This window comes from Nocardioides sp. LS1, assembly GCF_003865225.1.
Lineage (GTDB): Bacteria > Actinomycetota > Actinomycetes > Propionibacteriales > Nocardioidaceae > Nocardioides > Nocardioides ginsengisegetis.
The window spans coordinates 615,661-630,818 of record NZ_BIFF01000001.1 but is presented as its reverse complement, the minus strand read 5'-3'; the positions used below and the strand labels follow the sequence as shown (position 1 = coordinate 630,818).

Below are 15,158 nucleotides of genomic sequence, written 5' to 3'. Positions count from 1 at the left end.
CCGCGCACCCCACCCCGCGGCGATGACCTGTCCGGGGGTAGGGTCAGTTGATGGCGTGGCCCGCGGCGACCTTCTGGCTCACCGAGCGCAGGAGGGCGGCGTGGCGCGCGACGTCGGACCGGACCACCGGGGTGGTCAGCGACAGCGAGGCCAGCAGCATGCCGCTCGCACCGAAGATCGGCACCGCGACCGAGCCGTAGCCGGCCGTCGTCTCCTCGATCTCGGTGGCGTAACCGTCGGCACGCACCCGCCGCAGCTGGTCGAGCAGCAGCCCGGGCAGCACGATCGTCGTCGGCGTCACCCGCTGCAGCGGGCCGCCGCCCATGACCTCCTCGACGAGCCCGGGCTGGCCGAACGCCAGCAGCACCTTGCCCGTCGCAGTGGAGTGCAGCGGCAGGCGGCCGGCGATGCGCGAGGGCCGGGCCGACTGCGGGGCACCCGCGACCTTCTCGAGGTACAGCACCTCCAGCCCGTCGCGCACCGCCAGGTGGACGGCCTCACGGGTCTGGTGGTGCAGGCTCTCCATGTACGGACGCACCGCGTCGCGCAGCACACGGAACCGGGGCACCCGGGTGCCCAGCTCGAACGCGCGCATGCCGAGGCGGTACTCCAGGCCGATCCGCTCGAGCATCCCCCACTCCAGCAGCTCCTGGTTCAGGCGGTGAACCGTAGCCTTCGAGATGCCCGTGCGCGCGACGATCTCGGTGAGCGTGAGGCTGTCGTCGTCGAGCTCGAAGGCTTCCAGGATCAGCCGGGCCTTGCCGAGGACGCTGTTGGCACCCCCGTCGCGGGCGTCGTCGACGGTCATCGCTGTCCGCCCGACCCGTCGTGGGCGCCCGGGAGCAGCATCACGGTGCGCACCAGCACCTCGGCGAGCTGCCGCATCGCCACCAGGTCGACGAGGTTCATGCCGCGCGAGAAGTCGATCTCGCCCCCATCGGGGGTGGCGGCGACCTTGGGCATGCCGACCCGGGCGGTGGGTACGCCGCGCATGCGCAGGATGTTGGCATCGGTCGCTCCGCTGTTGCCCGTCGTGACCTGGTGGGGGCGTCCGTCCACGGCCTCGAACGCCTCGACGGCGGCCCGCACGACCGGCGAGTCAGTCGGCGTGTGCGTCGCCGGGATCGCGGCGACCTGCCGCACCCGCAGCTCGACGCCCAACTGCTCGGAGAGCCGCCGCAGCTCGTCGCGCACCTCGCGCACGACGCCCGGGGGCGTCTGCTGCGTCGTGAGGCGCAGGTCGAGCCGCAGCCGCACCTCGGCGGGGGTCGAGGCGGCGAGCCGGTCGAAGCCTCCGTGCACCGACGACACGATGCCCTGCGGCAGCATCGTCGCGTGCTCGTGGCGCGCGGCGTAGCCGTCGAGCCACTCCTCGAGGGCGATCGCGACGCGACCAGCCGTGGCGACGGCGTTGCTGTAGGGCAGCCGGTGACGGCTGCCTGCATAGGTGTGCCGGCCCGGCACCAGCACGTCGAGCCAGACCAGCCCGACCTCCTCGTGCAGCACGTGCCAGCCGGGCTTGGCGATGACCGCGTAGTCGGTCGTGAACCCGCGCTCGAGCAGCAGCGCCGCACCGACGCCGTGCCCGGTGTTGACGCGCTCGGGGTCGCCGACGCCCGGCACGGCGAACGACGGCATACCGCCGGCGCCGAAGCCTCCCACCACGTCGCCCGGCGGCACGACGCCCGAGGCGCGGAATGCCTGCAGCACCGCCATGACGACGGCCGCGTGTCCCTTGGGGTTGCCGGCGCCGAGCCCCTCGACGACGTCGCCGTCGACGACGGCGACAGGCCGCAGGTCGTCGCGCCAGGTCGCCGAGGCGCCGGGGACGTCGAGGCTCTCGTTGCCTGCCGTGAACGTGTCGATCGGCGCGTAGAGCATCAGCGAGGGTCCGTCGCCGCCAGGCACGGTCGCGGCGGCGCTGGCCTGGTGCGCGTCGACGGGCTGGACGGCCGCATCCACGCGGTTGGCGGCGAGCGTGCCGGCGATCCACGTGGCGAGGGGACGTTCGCCGCCCGTCGGGCTGGCGATGTCGACCATGCCGCGCACCGCGTCGAGCAGCAGGTCGCGCGTCACGTGCTCGAGCACCGCGGCGACGGAGGCCTCGACCGACGTGCGTCCGCTCACGGCATCTCCCCCGGACGTGTCGGGCGCGATGCGCCGAACCGCATCGAGGCGACGACCCGTCCGTCGACCTCCGCAGCGTACGTGCCGTCGCCCGTCAGGGGGACCGCCGAGCCGAAGGAGTCGAGCAGCACGACCTCCCCGGCTCGCAGCGGCTGGCCGTGCTCGCCGACGACGCCGGCGAGCTCGACCAGACGGTGGACGGTGTCGGCCCACGTGGCGTCGACCGTGGGCCCCGAGACCTCGTCGTCGAGCAGCAAGCGCGCCGACCACGGGCCCGGCGACTCGCGCGGTGACCGCTCCGGGCCGAGGACGACCAGGGCCGCGCCGGCGTTGTCGGCGACGACGTCGGCCGCCGTGGCCTGCTCGGCCGAGACCCTCAGGTCGGCGATCTCCAAAGCGGCACCCACGGCGCCCACGCCCTCGCGAGCCTGCCGGGCGCTCGCACCGCCCGGCAGATCCCGCACCAGGCGCACCGAGACGCGCACCGCGACCCGCGGCTGCACGAGGTCACGGCGCGTGACCTGCTCCTCGTCGCGCACGACCATCGAGTCGACGAGCGTCCCGGCGGCGATGGACGGCCCGCCGTGGGTCAGCGCGAGCCCGAGCGCCTTGCGCCCCCACGGGACCGCTCCCCCGATGACCTGGAGCTCCGTCACAAGCCGTTGCACCGCGTAGGCGGCCGAGAGGTCTTCGCCGATCAGGTCGCCGACGGAGTCGCACGGACGGTGCACCGAGTCGGCGTGCCGCAGCCGCTCAGCCGCGTGTTGCACGGCGTGATCCCGGGCGGTGTCCTGAACGGCGTCCACGATGCTGCCTACGCCGGCCGGACCACTGCGCGACCCCGCACCCGACCGTCGCGCAGTAGCTCAAGCGCGCGCCCGAGGTCGTCCATGCCGAATGTCTCGAAGTCGAGGGTGAGATCGCCCGCGACGAGCATCACTGCCAGCTCGGGCAGCAGCGCCCGGGCCTCGCGCTCGCGCCGGATCATGTTGACCGGCAGCAGCGCGACGTCGTCGAGCAGCCAGTTAGACAGGCCGAGACGCACGTCGTCGCCGGCGACGTAGCCGATCGACACCGCGCGGCCCCCGGGCCGGACCCAGCGGGCGCGAGCCGGCAGGTCGGCGCCTCCCAAGGTGTCGACCAGCAGTGTCGCCGGGCGGTCGGCGGCCAGCGCCACGACGGCTTGGTCGTCGCCGGCCACCACGACCGTCGCACCGACCGCGACGCGCTCGACCTGGGACTCGTCTGCCACCAGGGCCGTCACGGTCGCCCCGCTGCGGAGAGCCAGCTGGGCGACCATCGAGCCGACCGCACCCGCCGCACCGGCCACGACGACGTGCTCGTCGGCGGCGGACGGGACGTCGGCGAGCCAGGCACCGAGGCGACCGACGGCGTGCAGGGCCGTGTGGGCCGTCGTCGTCGGCTGGAAAAAGGTCGCGCCGACCTCCGGCGCCAGCCCCTCGGGCAGCTCCGTGAGGGTCTTGTCCTTCGTGACCACGAGCTCGGCCCACGTCCCGTCACGCATGAGCCCGATGCCGCCACCCCGCAGGATGACCCGGGTGCCCGGCGCGAACCGCTCGGACGTCACGACGACGCCGCAGCCCTCGACGCCGCCGACGTAGGGCAGGTTCGGCTTGATGCCGAAGTCGCCGCGCGCGACTGTCACGTCGAGGTGCGACAGCGCCGCCACCTCGACCCGCACGAGCGCCTCGCCCTCACCCGCGACGGGGGCGGGCATGTCCTCGACGACGGGCGCGTCGCCCCACCGGTGGATGCGGGCGGCGCGCATCGTGTCGCTCACGCCGGGTGCTTCTCGAGGAAGGCCAGGCTGAGCTCGTTGTACTTGTCGGCCTGCTCGTGCTGGGGCCAGTGGCCGCAGTCGTCGAACAGCACCAGCTCGGAGCCGGGGATGTTCTGGTGCATGGCATTGGCCTCCGGCACGTCGCCGAAGGGGTTGTTGCGTCCCCAGACGACGAGCGTCGGCACCGTGATCTGCGCCAGCTGGTCGGGCGTCAGGATGTTGCGCAGCCGCGTGTCCATGTCCTGCAGCGACAGCAGGTTGTCGATGTTGGCCACGAAGTCGGGCTGCTGGTAGATGGCGTGTCGCACCGCCACGAGCTCCTCCGTCGCGTTGGCTGGGTCGTGCATCAGCAGGTGCATGCGCTTGCGCGTCAGCTCGACGTCGTTCGACTCGACAGCCCGGCGTGTGCTGGTGCGGATGCGCTCCATGATCTCGGGGTTGGCCACGGTGCCCCCGGCCGCGAGCAGCTGCAGCGAGATGACCCGATCGGAGTTGTCGATCGCGGTGCGTCCGCCGACCCAGCCGCCGAGCGACTCGCCGCCGATGTGGGCCTTCTCGATGCCGACGGCGTCGAAGTAGTCGAGCAGGTGGTCGCGGTAGCGCGGGATCTCGTACGGGTAGTCGGGCTTGCCCGTGTAGCCGTGGCCCAGCATGTCGATCGCATGCACGGTGTAGCGCTCGGCGTGCGGCTTGATGTTGCGCATGAACGCCTCGAGGTGGCCGCTCGTGCCGTGCAGGAAGACGATCGTCTCGTCACCGTGCCCGGCCTGCAGCGAGCGCGTCGGCACGCCACCGGCGTCGACGGTCGAGATCGAGAAGTCGAGACCGGCGAGCTCGGTCCAGATCGTGCGTGTCAGTTCCTGGGTCATGTCGGGTCTCTCCTCGTCCGCGGCGCGATGCCGCGGGTGGTCACTGGTTGATGCGGTGGACCTGCGTGTTGATGCGGGCCAGCGGGTTGGGGACAACGCGCTGGTGCGTCGCGAGCCGGTGGCTGACGAACCGTCCGCCGCCGAGGACGGCGACCGCGGCCAGCGCGATGATGATGAGCTTCATGGATGCCTCTTCCTGGATGGGCGGGTCTCAGCGGTGGTCGATGGCGCGCAGGAAGCCGTCGACGACGGCGTGAAAGGCGCCGGGACGCTCCTCCTGCAGGTGGTGCGAGACGTGGTCCATGACGTGCAGGTTGCCCCGCGGCACCATGCGTGCCAGCATCATCGGGTAATCGGGCGTCAGGAAGGCGTCCTCGCGGCCCCACATGAACAACGTGGGTGCCTCGATCTGGCCGAGCCGGTCGGTGAGGTCCTGCCAGTCGCCGCGCGGCGAGTCCGACATCGCGGCCAGACCGCGCTCGCCCTCGTCGAGGCTCTGCTCGTACCGCATGTCGAGGGTCTCCTCGGGCAGGCGGTCAGCGTCGAACCACTCGAGCGACGTGATGAGCTTGCGCATCTTGTCGCGGGTCGGCCCCTCGCCGCCGTAGTAGACGTCGCGGGCCGTGCGGCCCCGGTGGCCGCGCTCGGGCAGCGGTGCGAGGGGGCCGTAGAACACCGGCATACTGCCCGTCACCACCAGCGACCGCACCCGGTCCGGGTAGAGCGCCGCGAGGTTGAGCGCGATCGTGCCGCCCCACGAGTTGCAGACGAAGTCGGCCTTCTCGATGCCGAGCTCGTCCATCAGCGCGATGGTCTTGGCGGCTTGAAAGTCCCACATCGGCCCGATGATGAGGCACTTCTCGGACTGCCCGTACTGCAGGATGTCGACGAGCACGCAGTGCCGGTCGGCAGTGAAGTACGGCGCCACGGGTCCGAAGTCGCTCCACGCCGTGCAGCCGGGGCCACCGCCGTGCAGGAAGATCGTGTCGGGCCCCGAGCCCAGCTCGTAGTAGTGGTAGGTCACGCCGGCGACGGCCGCGAACCTGCTCTCGGGCGCCGGACCTGCCGCCGGCGAAGTCAGCGCGGGCGCTGCGCTGTCGGTCGTCATCGGGTTCCGTCCTGGGTCGTGGTCTCGGTGGGCTCGATCACGGCGACGCCCATGCCGGTGAGCCACTCGGGCATCTCGGCGTAGGCCAGCGCCTTGCCCGGCGCGAAGCCGAGGGCGGCAATCATCAGCATCCACGTGCGCAGCTCCTGGCCACCGTTGCCGGCCCGCTCGGCGATCTGTGCGGACGTCAGCTCGGCGTACTGGCGCATCTCGCCCTTCTCGAGGTCGGCGAGGAACGTCTCGTCGAAGTCGGGAAAGATCGTGGGCTGCGCCGAGACGATGATCTCGCGGCGACGCGTGTCGAAGCGCTCCCACTCGCCCCGTCCGTTGAGCCAGGCGTCGACCAGGAACTCCTCGTCGTCGCCGTCCGGGGCGGTCCAGTCGCTGGGCCACGGGAGCTGGTGCGACAGGCCACCCGACGCGATGACGACGACCCGCTTGTCGCCGCCGATCTCGGCGACCGCACGGGTGATGTTGACACCCAGCTCGGCCACGCGGGGCATCGTCGGCAGCGGCGCCGCGAACACGTTGACGACCAGCGGCACCACCGGCACGTCGATGCCGTCGAGCAGGTACTGGATCGCGTGCGCCTGGCCGTGGTCGATCTGCAGGCGAGCCGAGATCGCGACCTCGGTGCCGCGGTCGACCAGCTGCTGGGCCAGCGCCTGGGCGAACTCGGGATCGGTCTTCTGCGACCCCTTGGGGGTGCCGCCGTCACCGGCGGCGATCACCTCACCCACGCCCATCGTGAACGACGGGATGAGGTCGAGCCAAAACCCACGGAAGTGGTTCGAGCCCACGAGCACCACGACGTCCGGAGCCGCGGCGGCGATCCGGTCGCGCGCGGCGGCCAACCCGTCGCGGAAGGCCTCGGCCCGCTCGGTGTGCACCACCTTGTCCCAGTGGGTGTTCATAAGGGTGGAGTGCGATGCCGCCACTCCCAGCACGATCGATGCCATGGTGCTCCTTGCCCTTCGGTCAATGCTCGGTGTCGTGGGTGGGGGTCAGGCGGGCTCGGGCACGTCGATGCCCTGCTCGGCCAGCGCGTCGACTCGGTCCTCGGTGGTGTCCTCGGCGAGCCTGCGCCACTGCAGCAGAGAGTCGTCGGGACGGTAGAGCTTCTCCGGCGGGGCGTCGGTGACCTCGACCATCCACTTGTCCTGGCCCGAGAACTGCCCGTGGAAGAGCCAGCGGACGGCGCCGAGGTACTTGAAGTAGAACGGGATCGTCTTGAGCCCCTTCTTGAAGTCGGCCATGACGCCCACGTACAGGTGGTTGTCGGCGTCGACCGGCACGTAGAACTCGTAGTGGATGAAGGTCGGGTACGCGATGCGCAGCACGCCCGGCATCGACACCGAGGCGAAGCCCGGGAAGTCCTGCTCGGCGATGACGGGGTTGACCTCACGGTGCGAGCGCGTGTTGCCAATGTTGGTCGTCGTCGTGGGCGGCTTCGACTTGTACCAGGCCTGACCGGTCCACTTGCCCAGCCCTGGGAAGTCGGCGTCCCAGTACTGCTCCTGCTGCACGCGGTAGATCCAGCGGCCGCGCTTGACGATCTTGGTCGTGTTCCACACCGGCATGGCCTTGAACAGGCGCCACAGTGCGGTGCGGTGCAGGTACTTGGCGTGACCCTCGTCGTAGCCGTTCTCGCACGCGAAGCGCCAGTTGCCCTCGCGCGGCATGATGCGCGAGCCGATGACGGCAGCGTTGCTCACGAGCTCCTCGGGCAGCTGCTCGTCGATGGGGTGCGGCTCTTCGCCGTCGCCGACGAAGATCCAGACCATTCCGAGGCGCTCCTCGACGTGGTACGTCGGCTGGGTGACCTTGCCGCAGATGGGCGACTCGGGGCCGTCGGTGATGGCGGCCTTGAGGTCGCCGGTCGCGAGGTCGAAGGTCCAGCCGTGGTAGACGCACGAGATCGTACCGGGGAACTGCTTGTTGCCGTAGCTCAGCGGGACGCCGCGGTGCGGGCACCGGTTGGCCATGCCCCGCACGACACCCTTGTCGCGGATGACGAAGATGTCCTCGTCCAGCAGCTTGATGCGCACGGGCCGCTCGCCGACCTGCGAGGAGTAGACGACGGGGTACCAGTAGCCGCGGAAGCCGGCAGCCGCCGCTTGGTAGTGGGGCCAGCTCGACCAGTCCTGGCGTCCCGGGAGGTGGCCCTCGCGCTTGCGCTGGGCGGGCGTCTTGGTGCGCTCCGAGGTTGGTGCGGCCTTCTTGGGGGCGCGCTCGGCCGCAGGTGCGGCTTGCGAATCCAGCGTCTCGCTCATCGTCTCTGCTCCAGGTCCTCGGGGTCGCGGGTGCCTCAGCAGACCACCGGAGCACCGGCACGACAACCGACGTGGTTCGCCCAGCGGACTTCGCCGCCGGACGAGCAGGAACCGGCCGGGGATTCCGCTCAGCGATCCCGAACCGGTGTCGTGGCCGGTCGCCCGACCTACAGTCCGTCGGACCGGATCACCCACCGCTGATCGCCTATCGAGGAGTTGTCGTGAGCGCACCGTCCACCGTCATCGAGACCGACGTGGTCATCGTCGGCGCCGGCCCGACCGGCCTCTACGGCGCCTACTACGCGGGCTTCCGTGGCCTGTCGACCGTCGTGGTGGACGTGCTGCCGCAGGCCGGCGGCCAGGTCATGGCCCTCTACCCCGAGAAGCAGATCCGCGACGTCGCGGCGCTGCCGTCGATCCGCGGCCGCGACTTCGTGGCCAACCTCGTCGAGCAGGCCGACACGTATGAGCCCACCTACCTGCTCGGACGCCAGGCGGTGACGCTCGAGCACGTCGACGGCTCACCCGTGCTGACCCTCGACGACGGGACGGTGCTGCGGGCCGGAGCGGTGGTTATCACCGCCGGCATCGGCACACCCACGCCGCGCGCGCTCGGCACGGGTGACGAGTGGGTCGGCAACGGCCTGTCGTACTTCGTCGTCGACCCGTCCAAGCACGCCGACCAGGACGTCGTCATCGTCGGCGGCGGCGACTCGGCCCTCGACTGGGCCGATGCGCTCGCGACGATCGCCCGCTCGGTGACGCTCGTGCACCGCCGCGCCGCCTTCCGCGGCCACGCCGCGACCTTCGACCGCGTGCGCACCGGCTCCACGGCGATCCACACCGACACCGAGGTCGTGGCCCTCCACGGCGATCCTGCGGCCGAGATGCTGCAGAAGGTGACGCTGCGGGCGAAGGACGGCACCGAGACCGTCGTCGCGTGCGACCACGTCATCGCGGCGCTGGGGTTCATCAGCGACCTCGGTCCGCTGCGCGAGTGGGGCGTCGAGCTGCTCGGCCGGTCCATCGCGGTCGACCGGTCGGGGCGCACCAACCTGCCGCGCGTCTACGCCGCCGGCGACGTCACCGATTACGACGGCAAGGTCAAGCTCATGTCGGTCGGCTTCGGCGAGGTCGCGACCGCGATGAACCACGTCGCGGTCGACCTCGACCCCGATCTCGTGCTCTTCCCCGGCCACTCGACCGACGGCGCCTGAGCCGACCACCACCGACGCATCCCGCCGACACCCCGAACGAAGGAGGCATCTGATGACCTACGTGATCGGATCCGACTGCATCGACGTGCTCGACCGCTCGTGCATCGAGGTCTGCCCGGTCGACTGCATCTACATCGGCGACCGCCGCAGCTACATCAACGCCAACGAGTGCATCGACTGCGGCGCCTGCGAGGTCGAGTGTCCCGTCAGCGCGGTGTTCGTCGACCGCAAGGCGCGCAAGGATCCCGAGCTCGGCGAGTTCCTGGCCGACTCGGTCGCCTTCTTCGAGCTGCCGCTGCCGGGTCGCGACGAGGCGCTCGGCGACCCGGGTGGATCGCAGAAGCTCGGCCCTGTCGGCGTCGACACGCCGTTCACCGCCGACTACAGCGCATGACCGTGCCGCGTCCGGTCGTCGTCACGGGCGGCACCAGCGGGATCGGTCTCGCCGTGGCCCGGCGGCTCGTCGCCGACGGACGCCCAGTCGTGCTGCTGGGACGTGACCGCGGACGGGCGGACGACGCGCTGGAGCAGCTGGTCGACTCGGGGGCCGACCCGGCGACGATCGTCGCCGTGGCCGGCGACACGACCGACCCGGACCACCTGGCACGCGCCGTCGACGTCTGCGCCGAGCGATGGGGCCCGGTCGCTGGGCTCGTGACGGCTGCCGGCCGCCTTGCGCGGGGCAGCGTCACCGACCTCGGCGTGGACGAGCTGCGGGCCGCCCTCGAGATCAACGTGGTGGGCACCTGGCTCGCCGTCCGTGCGGTTTTGCCGACGATGGTCGAGCAGCAGCACGGCCGCATCGTGACGATCGGCTCAGTGCTCGGGTCGGTGGGAGCGGCCGACCGCGCGGGCTACGCGGCGACCAAGGGCGCCGTGGCCGCGATGACCCGGTCGATCGCGCTCGAGGTGGCGGTCGACGGCGTCACGATCAACTGCGTCGCCCCAGGCCCGGTGCGCACCCCGATGAACGCAGAGCAGCACGGCACGGAGGCCGATCGCGCAGCCGAGGTCGCGTTCACGTCCTCGATCCCGGCCGGTCGATGGGGCAGCCCCGACGACGTCGGGCACGCCGTCGCCGGCCTGCTCGCTCCCGAGGCCGGGTGGACGACTGGTTCGACGGTATTCGTCGACGGCGGCTACACCGCCCGCTGACCGTCAGTCGGCGAGGCGGGTCAGGATGTCGCGCAGGACGTCGAGCACGCGCTCGGTGCGCAGGTCCTCGCGAAAGATCAGGTGCTGCAGAGCGAGGCCGTCGAGCGCCGCGAACACCAGGGCCGCCACCCGACCGTCGGGGTCATCGATGCCCACGGCGGCGAACGTCTGGCCGACCTTGTCGATGTAGCCCTCGTACTGCTGACGGATGTTATCCATCGGCAACGCACCGCGGATGGCCTGCGTCGTCTCGTCGAACTGCAGCACCGAGCGCTCCCACGACTCGTTGAACGCCTCGACGAACGTCGAGGCGAACTCCTCGATGGTGTCGACCCTCAGTCGGACGCCGTCGGAGTCCTGCTCGGCGGCACGGCGGAAGGCTTCGTTGAGCAGCTGCTCGCGGGTGCCGAAGTGGTGCCGCACCAGACCGTGGGTGACCCCTGCCCGCGCAGCCACCGCACGGTAGGTCACCGCCGACAGACCCTCCCGGCCCGCGATCTGGATCGCGGCGTCGAGCAGTCGGTCCTTGCTCGACAGTGCCTCGCCGTCGGTGGCGCGATCAGAGAGGTTCACAGGACCAGACAATCACGCCTGGCCCGACAACCCCCACAGAGGCGGACGCGCGGTGCTCAGGTCGATGTTGACCGACTTGACCGCGGTGTACTCGCGCAGCGTCTCGAACGACAGCTCGCGGCCGAACCCGCTGTCGCCGCGGCCGCCCATCGGCATCCCCGGGGGCAGGTCGAACCAACGGTTGACCCACACGATCCCAGCGTCCAGCTCGTCGGCCATGCGGTGCGCGCGGCGCAGGTCGTTGGTCCAGATGCCTGCCGCGAGGCCGTAGCGGTTCGCGTTGGCTCGCGCGATCGCCTCGTCATCAGTGCTGAACCGCTCGGCGACCGTGACGGGTCCGAACACCTCGCTGCGCGTGATGGTGGCTCTGCCGTCGGGATCCGCGAGCAGGACGGGCCGCTGGTAGAAGCCGCCCGACAGCGAGGCGTCGAGGTCGAGCGGCTCGTCGCCGACCAGCACCGTCACCCCCTCGGCGCGGGCACCGTCGAGGTGACCGCGGACGAGGTCGAACTGCTGCCGCGACACCAGCGGCCCCATCTCGCTGGCCGGGTCGGTCGCGTCGCCGACAGTGATGCTGCGCGCGATCTCGCTGAAGCGGGCGACGAACTCGTCGTGGATGTCGTCGTGCAGCAGCAGCCTCGACGAGGCGATGCACGCCTCTCCGTTGGCCAGGTAGATGCCCATCACCGCGTCCTGGACGGCGATATCGAGATCGGCGTCGGCCGCGACGATCATGGGCCCCTTGCCGCCGAGCTCCATCAGGCTGGGCGTGAGGGTGCGGGCGGCCGATCCGAGGATGGCGGTGGCCGTCGCCGGACCGCCCGTGAAGGTGATCTTGGCGATGTCGGGGTGGGAGACGAGCGCAGCGCCGGTCTCGGGTCCGACGCCCGTCACGATGTTCAGCACACCTGCCGGCAGGGCGTCGCCGATAACGGCTGCGAGCTCGAGGATGCTCGCCGAGGCGTACTCCGACGGCTTGACCACGATCGTGTTGCCAGCTGCTATCGCAGGCGCGACCTTGTTGGCGAACGTGATGATCGGCGAGTTCCACGACAGTACTGCCGCCACGACGCCCAGCGGCTCGCGCTTGGTGTACAACAGCGTGTCGGGGTTAGCCAGCGGGATCTGCTCGCCGTTGAACGCCCGGATCGCGCCGGCGTAGAACCGGAAGATCGCCTGCACTGTCGGGATGTCGGCGATGAACGCCTCGCGGATCGGGCGACCGTTCTCGGTCGCCAGCAGCGACGCGAACCGCTCGCTGTCGGCCTCGAAGCGGTCGGCGATCTCGAGCAGGATGGCCTGACGGCGATCGAGCGTTGTCAGCCGCCAGCCGCCGAACGCGGCCTTCGCAGCGGCGACCGCTCGCTCAACGTCGTCTGCCGACCCCTGGGCGAGCAGCGCCCACGGGGCACCGACGCTCGGGTCGATCGCCTCGAACGTCCCGGAGCCGGCAACCCAGTCGCCGCCGATCAGCTGGCGGTAGTCGGCCTTCGGCGCGTACGCGTTGCGGCCCGGCGCGCTCATGCGGTGCTCCGTTGTTGACGCGGACGCAGTGCTGCTCCGACGGCCAGCACGACCTGCACCGCCGCGAGGGCCACCCCCGCGTGCATCAGGGCGTAGACGGCGCCGGACGACAGCAGCCCCTCCGACGAGGAGTTCATTTGCATGGCCGCATGCCCCATGGCGGCGTGGTCCAGGCCGTGGCCGCCCTCGGCACCCGACGGCATCAGCAGCAGGTGTACCACGATCATCGTCAGGGCCACAGTCGCGGCGACCGTGTAGTCGCGACGACCGTGCGTCGATCCCGCCCGCCAGGTGCAGGCGACGCAAACGCCCGACAGCACGAGCATCGTGACCGCCAGCGTCAGCATCGACGTCCCGGTCGCCACGAGAAGCACGACGTGCACGCCGAAGCAGGCGACTGCGACGACGGGGACCGCGGTCGTCACGAGACCGAGGGTGGGCAGCGTGGTCTTGGAGGTCGCGAGGGTCATGAGGGTCCTTCCGGCGGTCGACACGTCAGTGGCAGTGCTGGTCGGTGGGACGGTCGCCGTGAGCACTGCCGCCACTGTGGGCCGACTGCGAGGCGGGGACGTCGAGGGCGGGGTTCTTGTCGAAGAAGTTGGCCGGCAGCAGGTGGAAGCCTGCGACCTCCGTCGGCATGACCGGCCAGTCCTCTGCGCGCGGCACGTGCGTCACGCCGAGCGTGTGCCACAGCACGACATCGGTGTCCTCGGTTGGCCGGTTCTCAGCCGTCCAGCGCGGCAGGCCGTCGCCCGAGCGACTCTGGTTCGGGAAGTCGCCGCTCGGACGCATCTCGGCCGGCGAGTACGGCGTCACCCACATGTTGCGCGTCGCGAAGCCCGCCCGCTTGGCGACCAGCGACGGAGCCTGCGCCAGCATCGTGGCCGATGACCAGCCCGGCAGGAACTTGTAGCCAACGGGGTTGCCCCAGGCGTTGGTCTTCGACCGGTTGAGGATCGACCAGTTGCGCGACGACTGCGTGTTGGTGTGGTCGTCGCCGGACAGCTCACGGTCGATCACGGTGCGGTGGACGCCGATCGCGTTGCCGTACGGGTTGTCGGGCCCGACCGGCACGCCGTACGCGTCGTTCTGTACGACGGTGTTCTCCCAGCCGTCGATCTCGGGGTCGAGCCGGAACGAGAACAGGTGCTGGTGGTAGGTCGCCACGAGGTTCTCGGCGATGCGGGTGCCGTGCGCCGAGGTCTCGCCCTTCTCGACCGATCGCGTCTGGACGATGCCCAGCAACTTGACCTCGACCTGGATCGACGCATCCTGGTAGAAGTTCCAGTAGAAGCCGTAGTGGTAGTTGCCGACCGTCGCGATGAAGCTGACCACCAGACGGCGGGAGCGGCGTACGTCGACCTCGCCCGTCACCCAGTCGGTGTGCTTCCAGAGGATGCCGGCGTCCTCCTCGTGGATGCAGATCGCGTTCTCGATCGTCGTCGGCTCACCGTCCTCGCCGGCGTTGACGGCGTCGAGGTAGACGATCTCGCCGAGGCAGTCGCAGCCCAGGCGCAGCGAGTTGGCCAGCTTGCCGAGGCCGAACTCCCCGGCATCAAAGGCGCTGCGCCAGAAGTGTTCCTTCGACGGGTCGCCATAGGGCACGACCATCTCGCCGAGCGAGGCGCGGTGCAGGACGGAGCGGTACTCGCCCTCATCCTGGTACTCCACGGCGTGCAGCACGAGGCCCTCGAGCGGGTGCCAGTTGATCCGGAAGCGCCACTTCTGCCACGTCAGCTCACGACCGTCGATCGTGAAGCCGACGCCCTGGGGCTGCGTGATCTCGAGCGGGGCGATGTCGGTGCGCATCGGCTGATTGGCGTCGGCCGTGTAGTTGGACGGCGCCGCGTTCATCGGACGCACGCCGAAGTCGTGCACCTCGATGACCTCGAGCGTCACCAGGTCGACGACCGCGATGACTCCCTCGACCGGGTGGGCGTAGCCGTTGTCGTTCGGGAAGTCGCGGTAATAGGTGACGGAACCGGCCAGCCGACGTCCGTCCACGTCGTAGTCGAGGACGCCGGGCACCGCCATGTTGGCGACGCCCCACGGGTCGATCTGCACCTTGTCCAGGTCGGTGATGCCGCGCTTGGCGAGGGCCTCGACGTAGCGCGGGTCCTTCTTGATGAGGTCTGGCACGAAGTCGAACTCGTCGAGCAGCACGGGCGCCGCGCCGTCGGTGATGGGCGCCGACGAGACGAGGGCGTCGGTGTCGAGGTCGACGACGAGGTCGTGGGTGGCACCCGTCGCGCGATCCACGAGCAGCACGCGGGCGCGCCGAGGGACGGCGACCCCTTCACGCAGGAGCCGCTTGTCGGGCTCGTCGGTGTAGACCGCGGAGAAGCCGAGACGCTCGGCGACATTCTCTCGTCGGACGATTGCTGCGACGCGGCGCATCTCGTCGGCAGTCAGTGAGTCGAAGAGGGGGTTGCGCACGTGGTTTCCTTTCGTCGTGCAGGGTGTCGCCACACAACCACTGGGTCGCCCTCCGTGGGGGCGAGCGTTTCGCTC

At 70.6% G+C, this 15,158-nt stretch carries 16 protein-coding genes; 3 read left to right on the top strand and 13 right to left on the bottom strand.

Annotated elements, in window-relative coordinates; all coding sequences use genetic code 11:
- Window positions 1-43 precede the first annotated feature (43 nt).
- From EJF31_RS03030 to EJF31_RS02995, 9 genes are read right to left on the bottom strand one after another with little or no spacing between them, the layout of a single operon-like run.
- A complete protein-coding gene (locus EJF31_RS03030; RefSeq protein WP_125035603.1) occupies window positions 44-808 on the bottom strand; it encodes an IclR family transcriptional regulator in 765 nt (254 codons plus the stop codon).
- Window positions 805-2,127, bottom strand: coding sequence for a M20 family metallopeptidase (locus EJF31_RS03025; RefSeq protein ID WP_221767434.1), 1,323 nt, complete (start codon window positions 2,125-2,127; stop codon window positions 805-807). The genes EJF31_RS03030 and EJF31_RS03025 overlap by 4 nt, the downstream gene beginning before the upstream one ends.
- Window positions 2,124-2,897, bottom strand: a complete 774-nt coding sequence (locus tag EJF31_RS03020) for a hypothetical protein (RefSeq protein ID WP_125035602.1) — start codon at window positions 2,895-2,897, stop codon at window positions 2,124-2,126. The genes EJF31_RS03025 and EJF31_RS03020 overlap by 4 nt, the downstream gene beginning before the upstream one ends.
- 44 nt (window positions 2,898-2,941) lie before the next feature.
- A complete protein-coding gene (locus EJF31_RS03015) occupies window positions 2,942-3,928 on the bottom strand; it encodes a zinc-binding dehydrogenase (protein WP_221767433.1) in 987 nt (328 codons plus the stop codon).
- Entirely contained in the window at window positions 3,925-4,797 is an 873-nt protein-coding gene (locus EJF31_RS03010) for an alpha/beta fold hydrolase (protein ID WP_125035601.1), read from the bottom strand. The genes EJF31_RS03015 and EJF31_RS03010 overlap by 4 nt, the downstream gene beginning before the upstream one ends.
- 40 nt (window positions 4,798-4,837) lie before the next feature.
- Entirely contained in the window at window positions 4,838-4,981 is a 144-nt protein-coding gene (locus tag EJF31_RS21745) for a hypothetical protein (protein WP_185736115.1), read from the bottom strand.
- 27 nt (window positions 4,982-5,008) lie between these two features.
- Entirely contained in the window at window positions 5,009-5,905 is an 897-nt protein-coding gene (locus EJF31_RS03005) for an alpha/beta fold hydrolase (RefSeq protein WP_125035600.1), read from the bottom strand.
- Entirely contained in the window at window positions 5,902-6,864 is a 963-nt protein-coding gene (locus EJF31_RS03000; RefSeq protein ID WP_125035599.1) for a catechol 1,2-dioxygenase, read from the bottom strand. Before EJF31_RS03000 ends, EJF31_RS03005 begins: the two co-directional genes overlap by 4 nt.
- Window positions 6,865-6,909: 45 nt before the next feature.
- Window positions 6,910-8,178, bottom strand: a complete 1,269-nt coding sequence (locus tag EJF31_RS02995) for a Rieske 2Fe-2S domain-containing protein (RefSeq protein ID WP_125035598.1) — start codon at window positions 8,176-8,178, stop codon at window positions 6,910-6,912.
- 221 nt (window positions 8,179-8,399) lie between these two features.
- Between EJF31_RS02995 and EJF31_RS02990 the strand changes: the two genes are divergently transcribed.
- From EJF31_RS02990 to EJF31_RS02980, 3 genes are read left to right on the top strand one after another with little or no spacing between them, the layout of a single operon-like run.
- Window positions 8,400-9,395, top strand: coding sequence for an NAD(P)/FAD-dependent oxidoreductase (locus EJF31_RS02990; RefSeq protein WP_125035597.1), 996 nt, complete (start codon window positions 8,400-8,402; stop codon window positions 9,393-9,395).
- A 52-nt stretch (window positions 9,396-9,447) separates the two neighbouring features.
- Window positions 9,448-9,789 (top strand): ferredoxin family protein, encoded by a 342-nt coding sequence (locus tag EJF31_RS02985; protein ID WP_125035596.1) that lies wholly within the window; start codon window positions 9,448-9,450, stop codon window positions 9,787-9,789.
- Window positions 9,786-10,550, top strand: coding sequence for an SDR family NAD(P)-dependent oxidoreductase (locus tag EJF31_RS02980; RefSeq protein WP_125035595.1), 765 nt, complete (start codon window positions 9,786-9,788; stop codon window positions 10,548-10,550). Before EJF31_RS02985 ends, EJF31_RS02980 begins: the two co-directional genes overlap by 4 nt.
- A 3-nt stretch (window positions 10,551-10,553) precedes the next feature.
- Here EJF31_RS02980 and EJF31_RS02975 read toward each other — a convergent pair whose 3' ends face one another.
- From EJF31_RS02975 to EJF31_RS02960, 4 genes are read right to left on the bottom strand one after another with little or no spacing between them, the layout of a single operon-like run.
- Entirely contained in the window at window positions 10,554-11,123 is a 570-nt protein-coding gene (locus EJF31_RS02975) for a TetR/AcrR family transcriptional regulator (protein WP_185736114.1), read from the bottom strand.
- 12 nt (window positions 11,124-11,135) lie between these two features.
- Entirely contained in the window at window positions 11,136-12,647 is a 1,512-nt protein-coding gene (locus EJF31_RS02970) for an aldehyde dehydrogenase (RefSeq protein ID WP_125035593.1), read from the bottom strand.
- A complete protein-coding gene (locus EJF31_RS02965; protein WP_125035592.1) occupies window positions 12,644-13,117 on the bottom strand; it encodes a hypothetical protein in 474 nt (157 codons plus the stop codon). The genes EJF31_RS02970 and EJF31_RS02965 overlap by 4 nt, the downstream gene beginning before the upstream one ends.
- 25 nt (window positions 13,118-13,142) lie before the next feature.
- A complete protein-coding gene (locus EJF31_RS02960) occupies window positions 13,143-15,083 on the bottom strand; it encodes a primary-amine oxidase (RefSeq protein WP_221767431.1) in 1,941 nt (646 codons plus the stop codon).
- Between the last annotated feature and the right edge of the window lie 75 nt (window positions 15,084-15,158).

Bases quoted from the DNA above. Each gene is read 5' to 3' on its own strand.
- EJF31_RS03005 (WP_125035600.1), bottom strand. From the start codon at position 5,905: ATGACGACCGACAGCGCAGCGCCCGCGCTGACTTCGCCGGCGGCAGGT.
- EJF31_RS02965 (WP_125035592.1), bottom strand. From the start codon at position 13,117: ATGACCCTCGCGACCTCCAAGACCACGCTGCCCACCCTCGGTCTCGTG.
- EJF31_RS02970 (WP_125035593.1), bottom strand. From the start codon at position 12,647: ATGAGCGCGCCGGGCCGCAACGCGTACGCGCCGAAGGCCGACTACCGC.
- EJF31_RS02985 (WP_125035596.1), top strand. From the start codon at position 9,448: ATGACCTACGTGATCGGATCCGACTGCATCGACGTGCTCGACCGCTCG.
- EJF31_RS03010 (WP_125035601.1), bottom strand. From the start codon at position 4,797: ATGACCCAGGAACTGACACGCACGATCTGGACCGAGCTCGCCGGTCTC.
- EJF31_RS02980 (WP_125035595.1), top strand. From the start codon at position 9,786: ATGACCGTGCCGCGTCCGGTCGTCGTCACGGGCGGCACCAGCGGGATC.
- EJF31_RS02995 (WP_125035598.1), bottom strand. From the start codon at position 8,178: ATGAGCGAGACGCTGGATTCGCAAGCCGCACCTGCGGCCGAGCGCGCC.
- EJF31_RS21745 (WP_185736115.1), bottom strand. From the start codon at position 4,981: ATGAAGCTCATCATCATCGCGCTGGCCGCGGTCGCCGTCCTCGGCGGC.
- EJF31_RS03030 (WP_125035603.1), bottom strand. From the start codon at position 808: ATGACCGTCGACGACGCCCGCGACGGGGGTGCCAACAGCGTCCTCGGC.
- EJF31_RS03000 (WP_125035599.1), bottom strand. From the start codon at position 6,864: ATGGCATCGATCGTGCTGGGAGTGGCGGCATCGCACTCCACCCTTATG.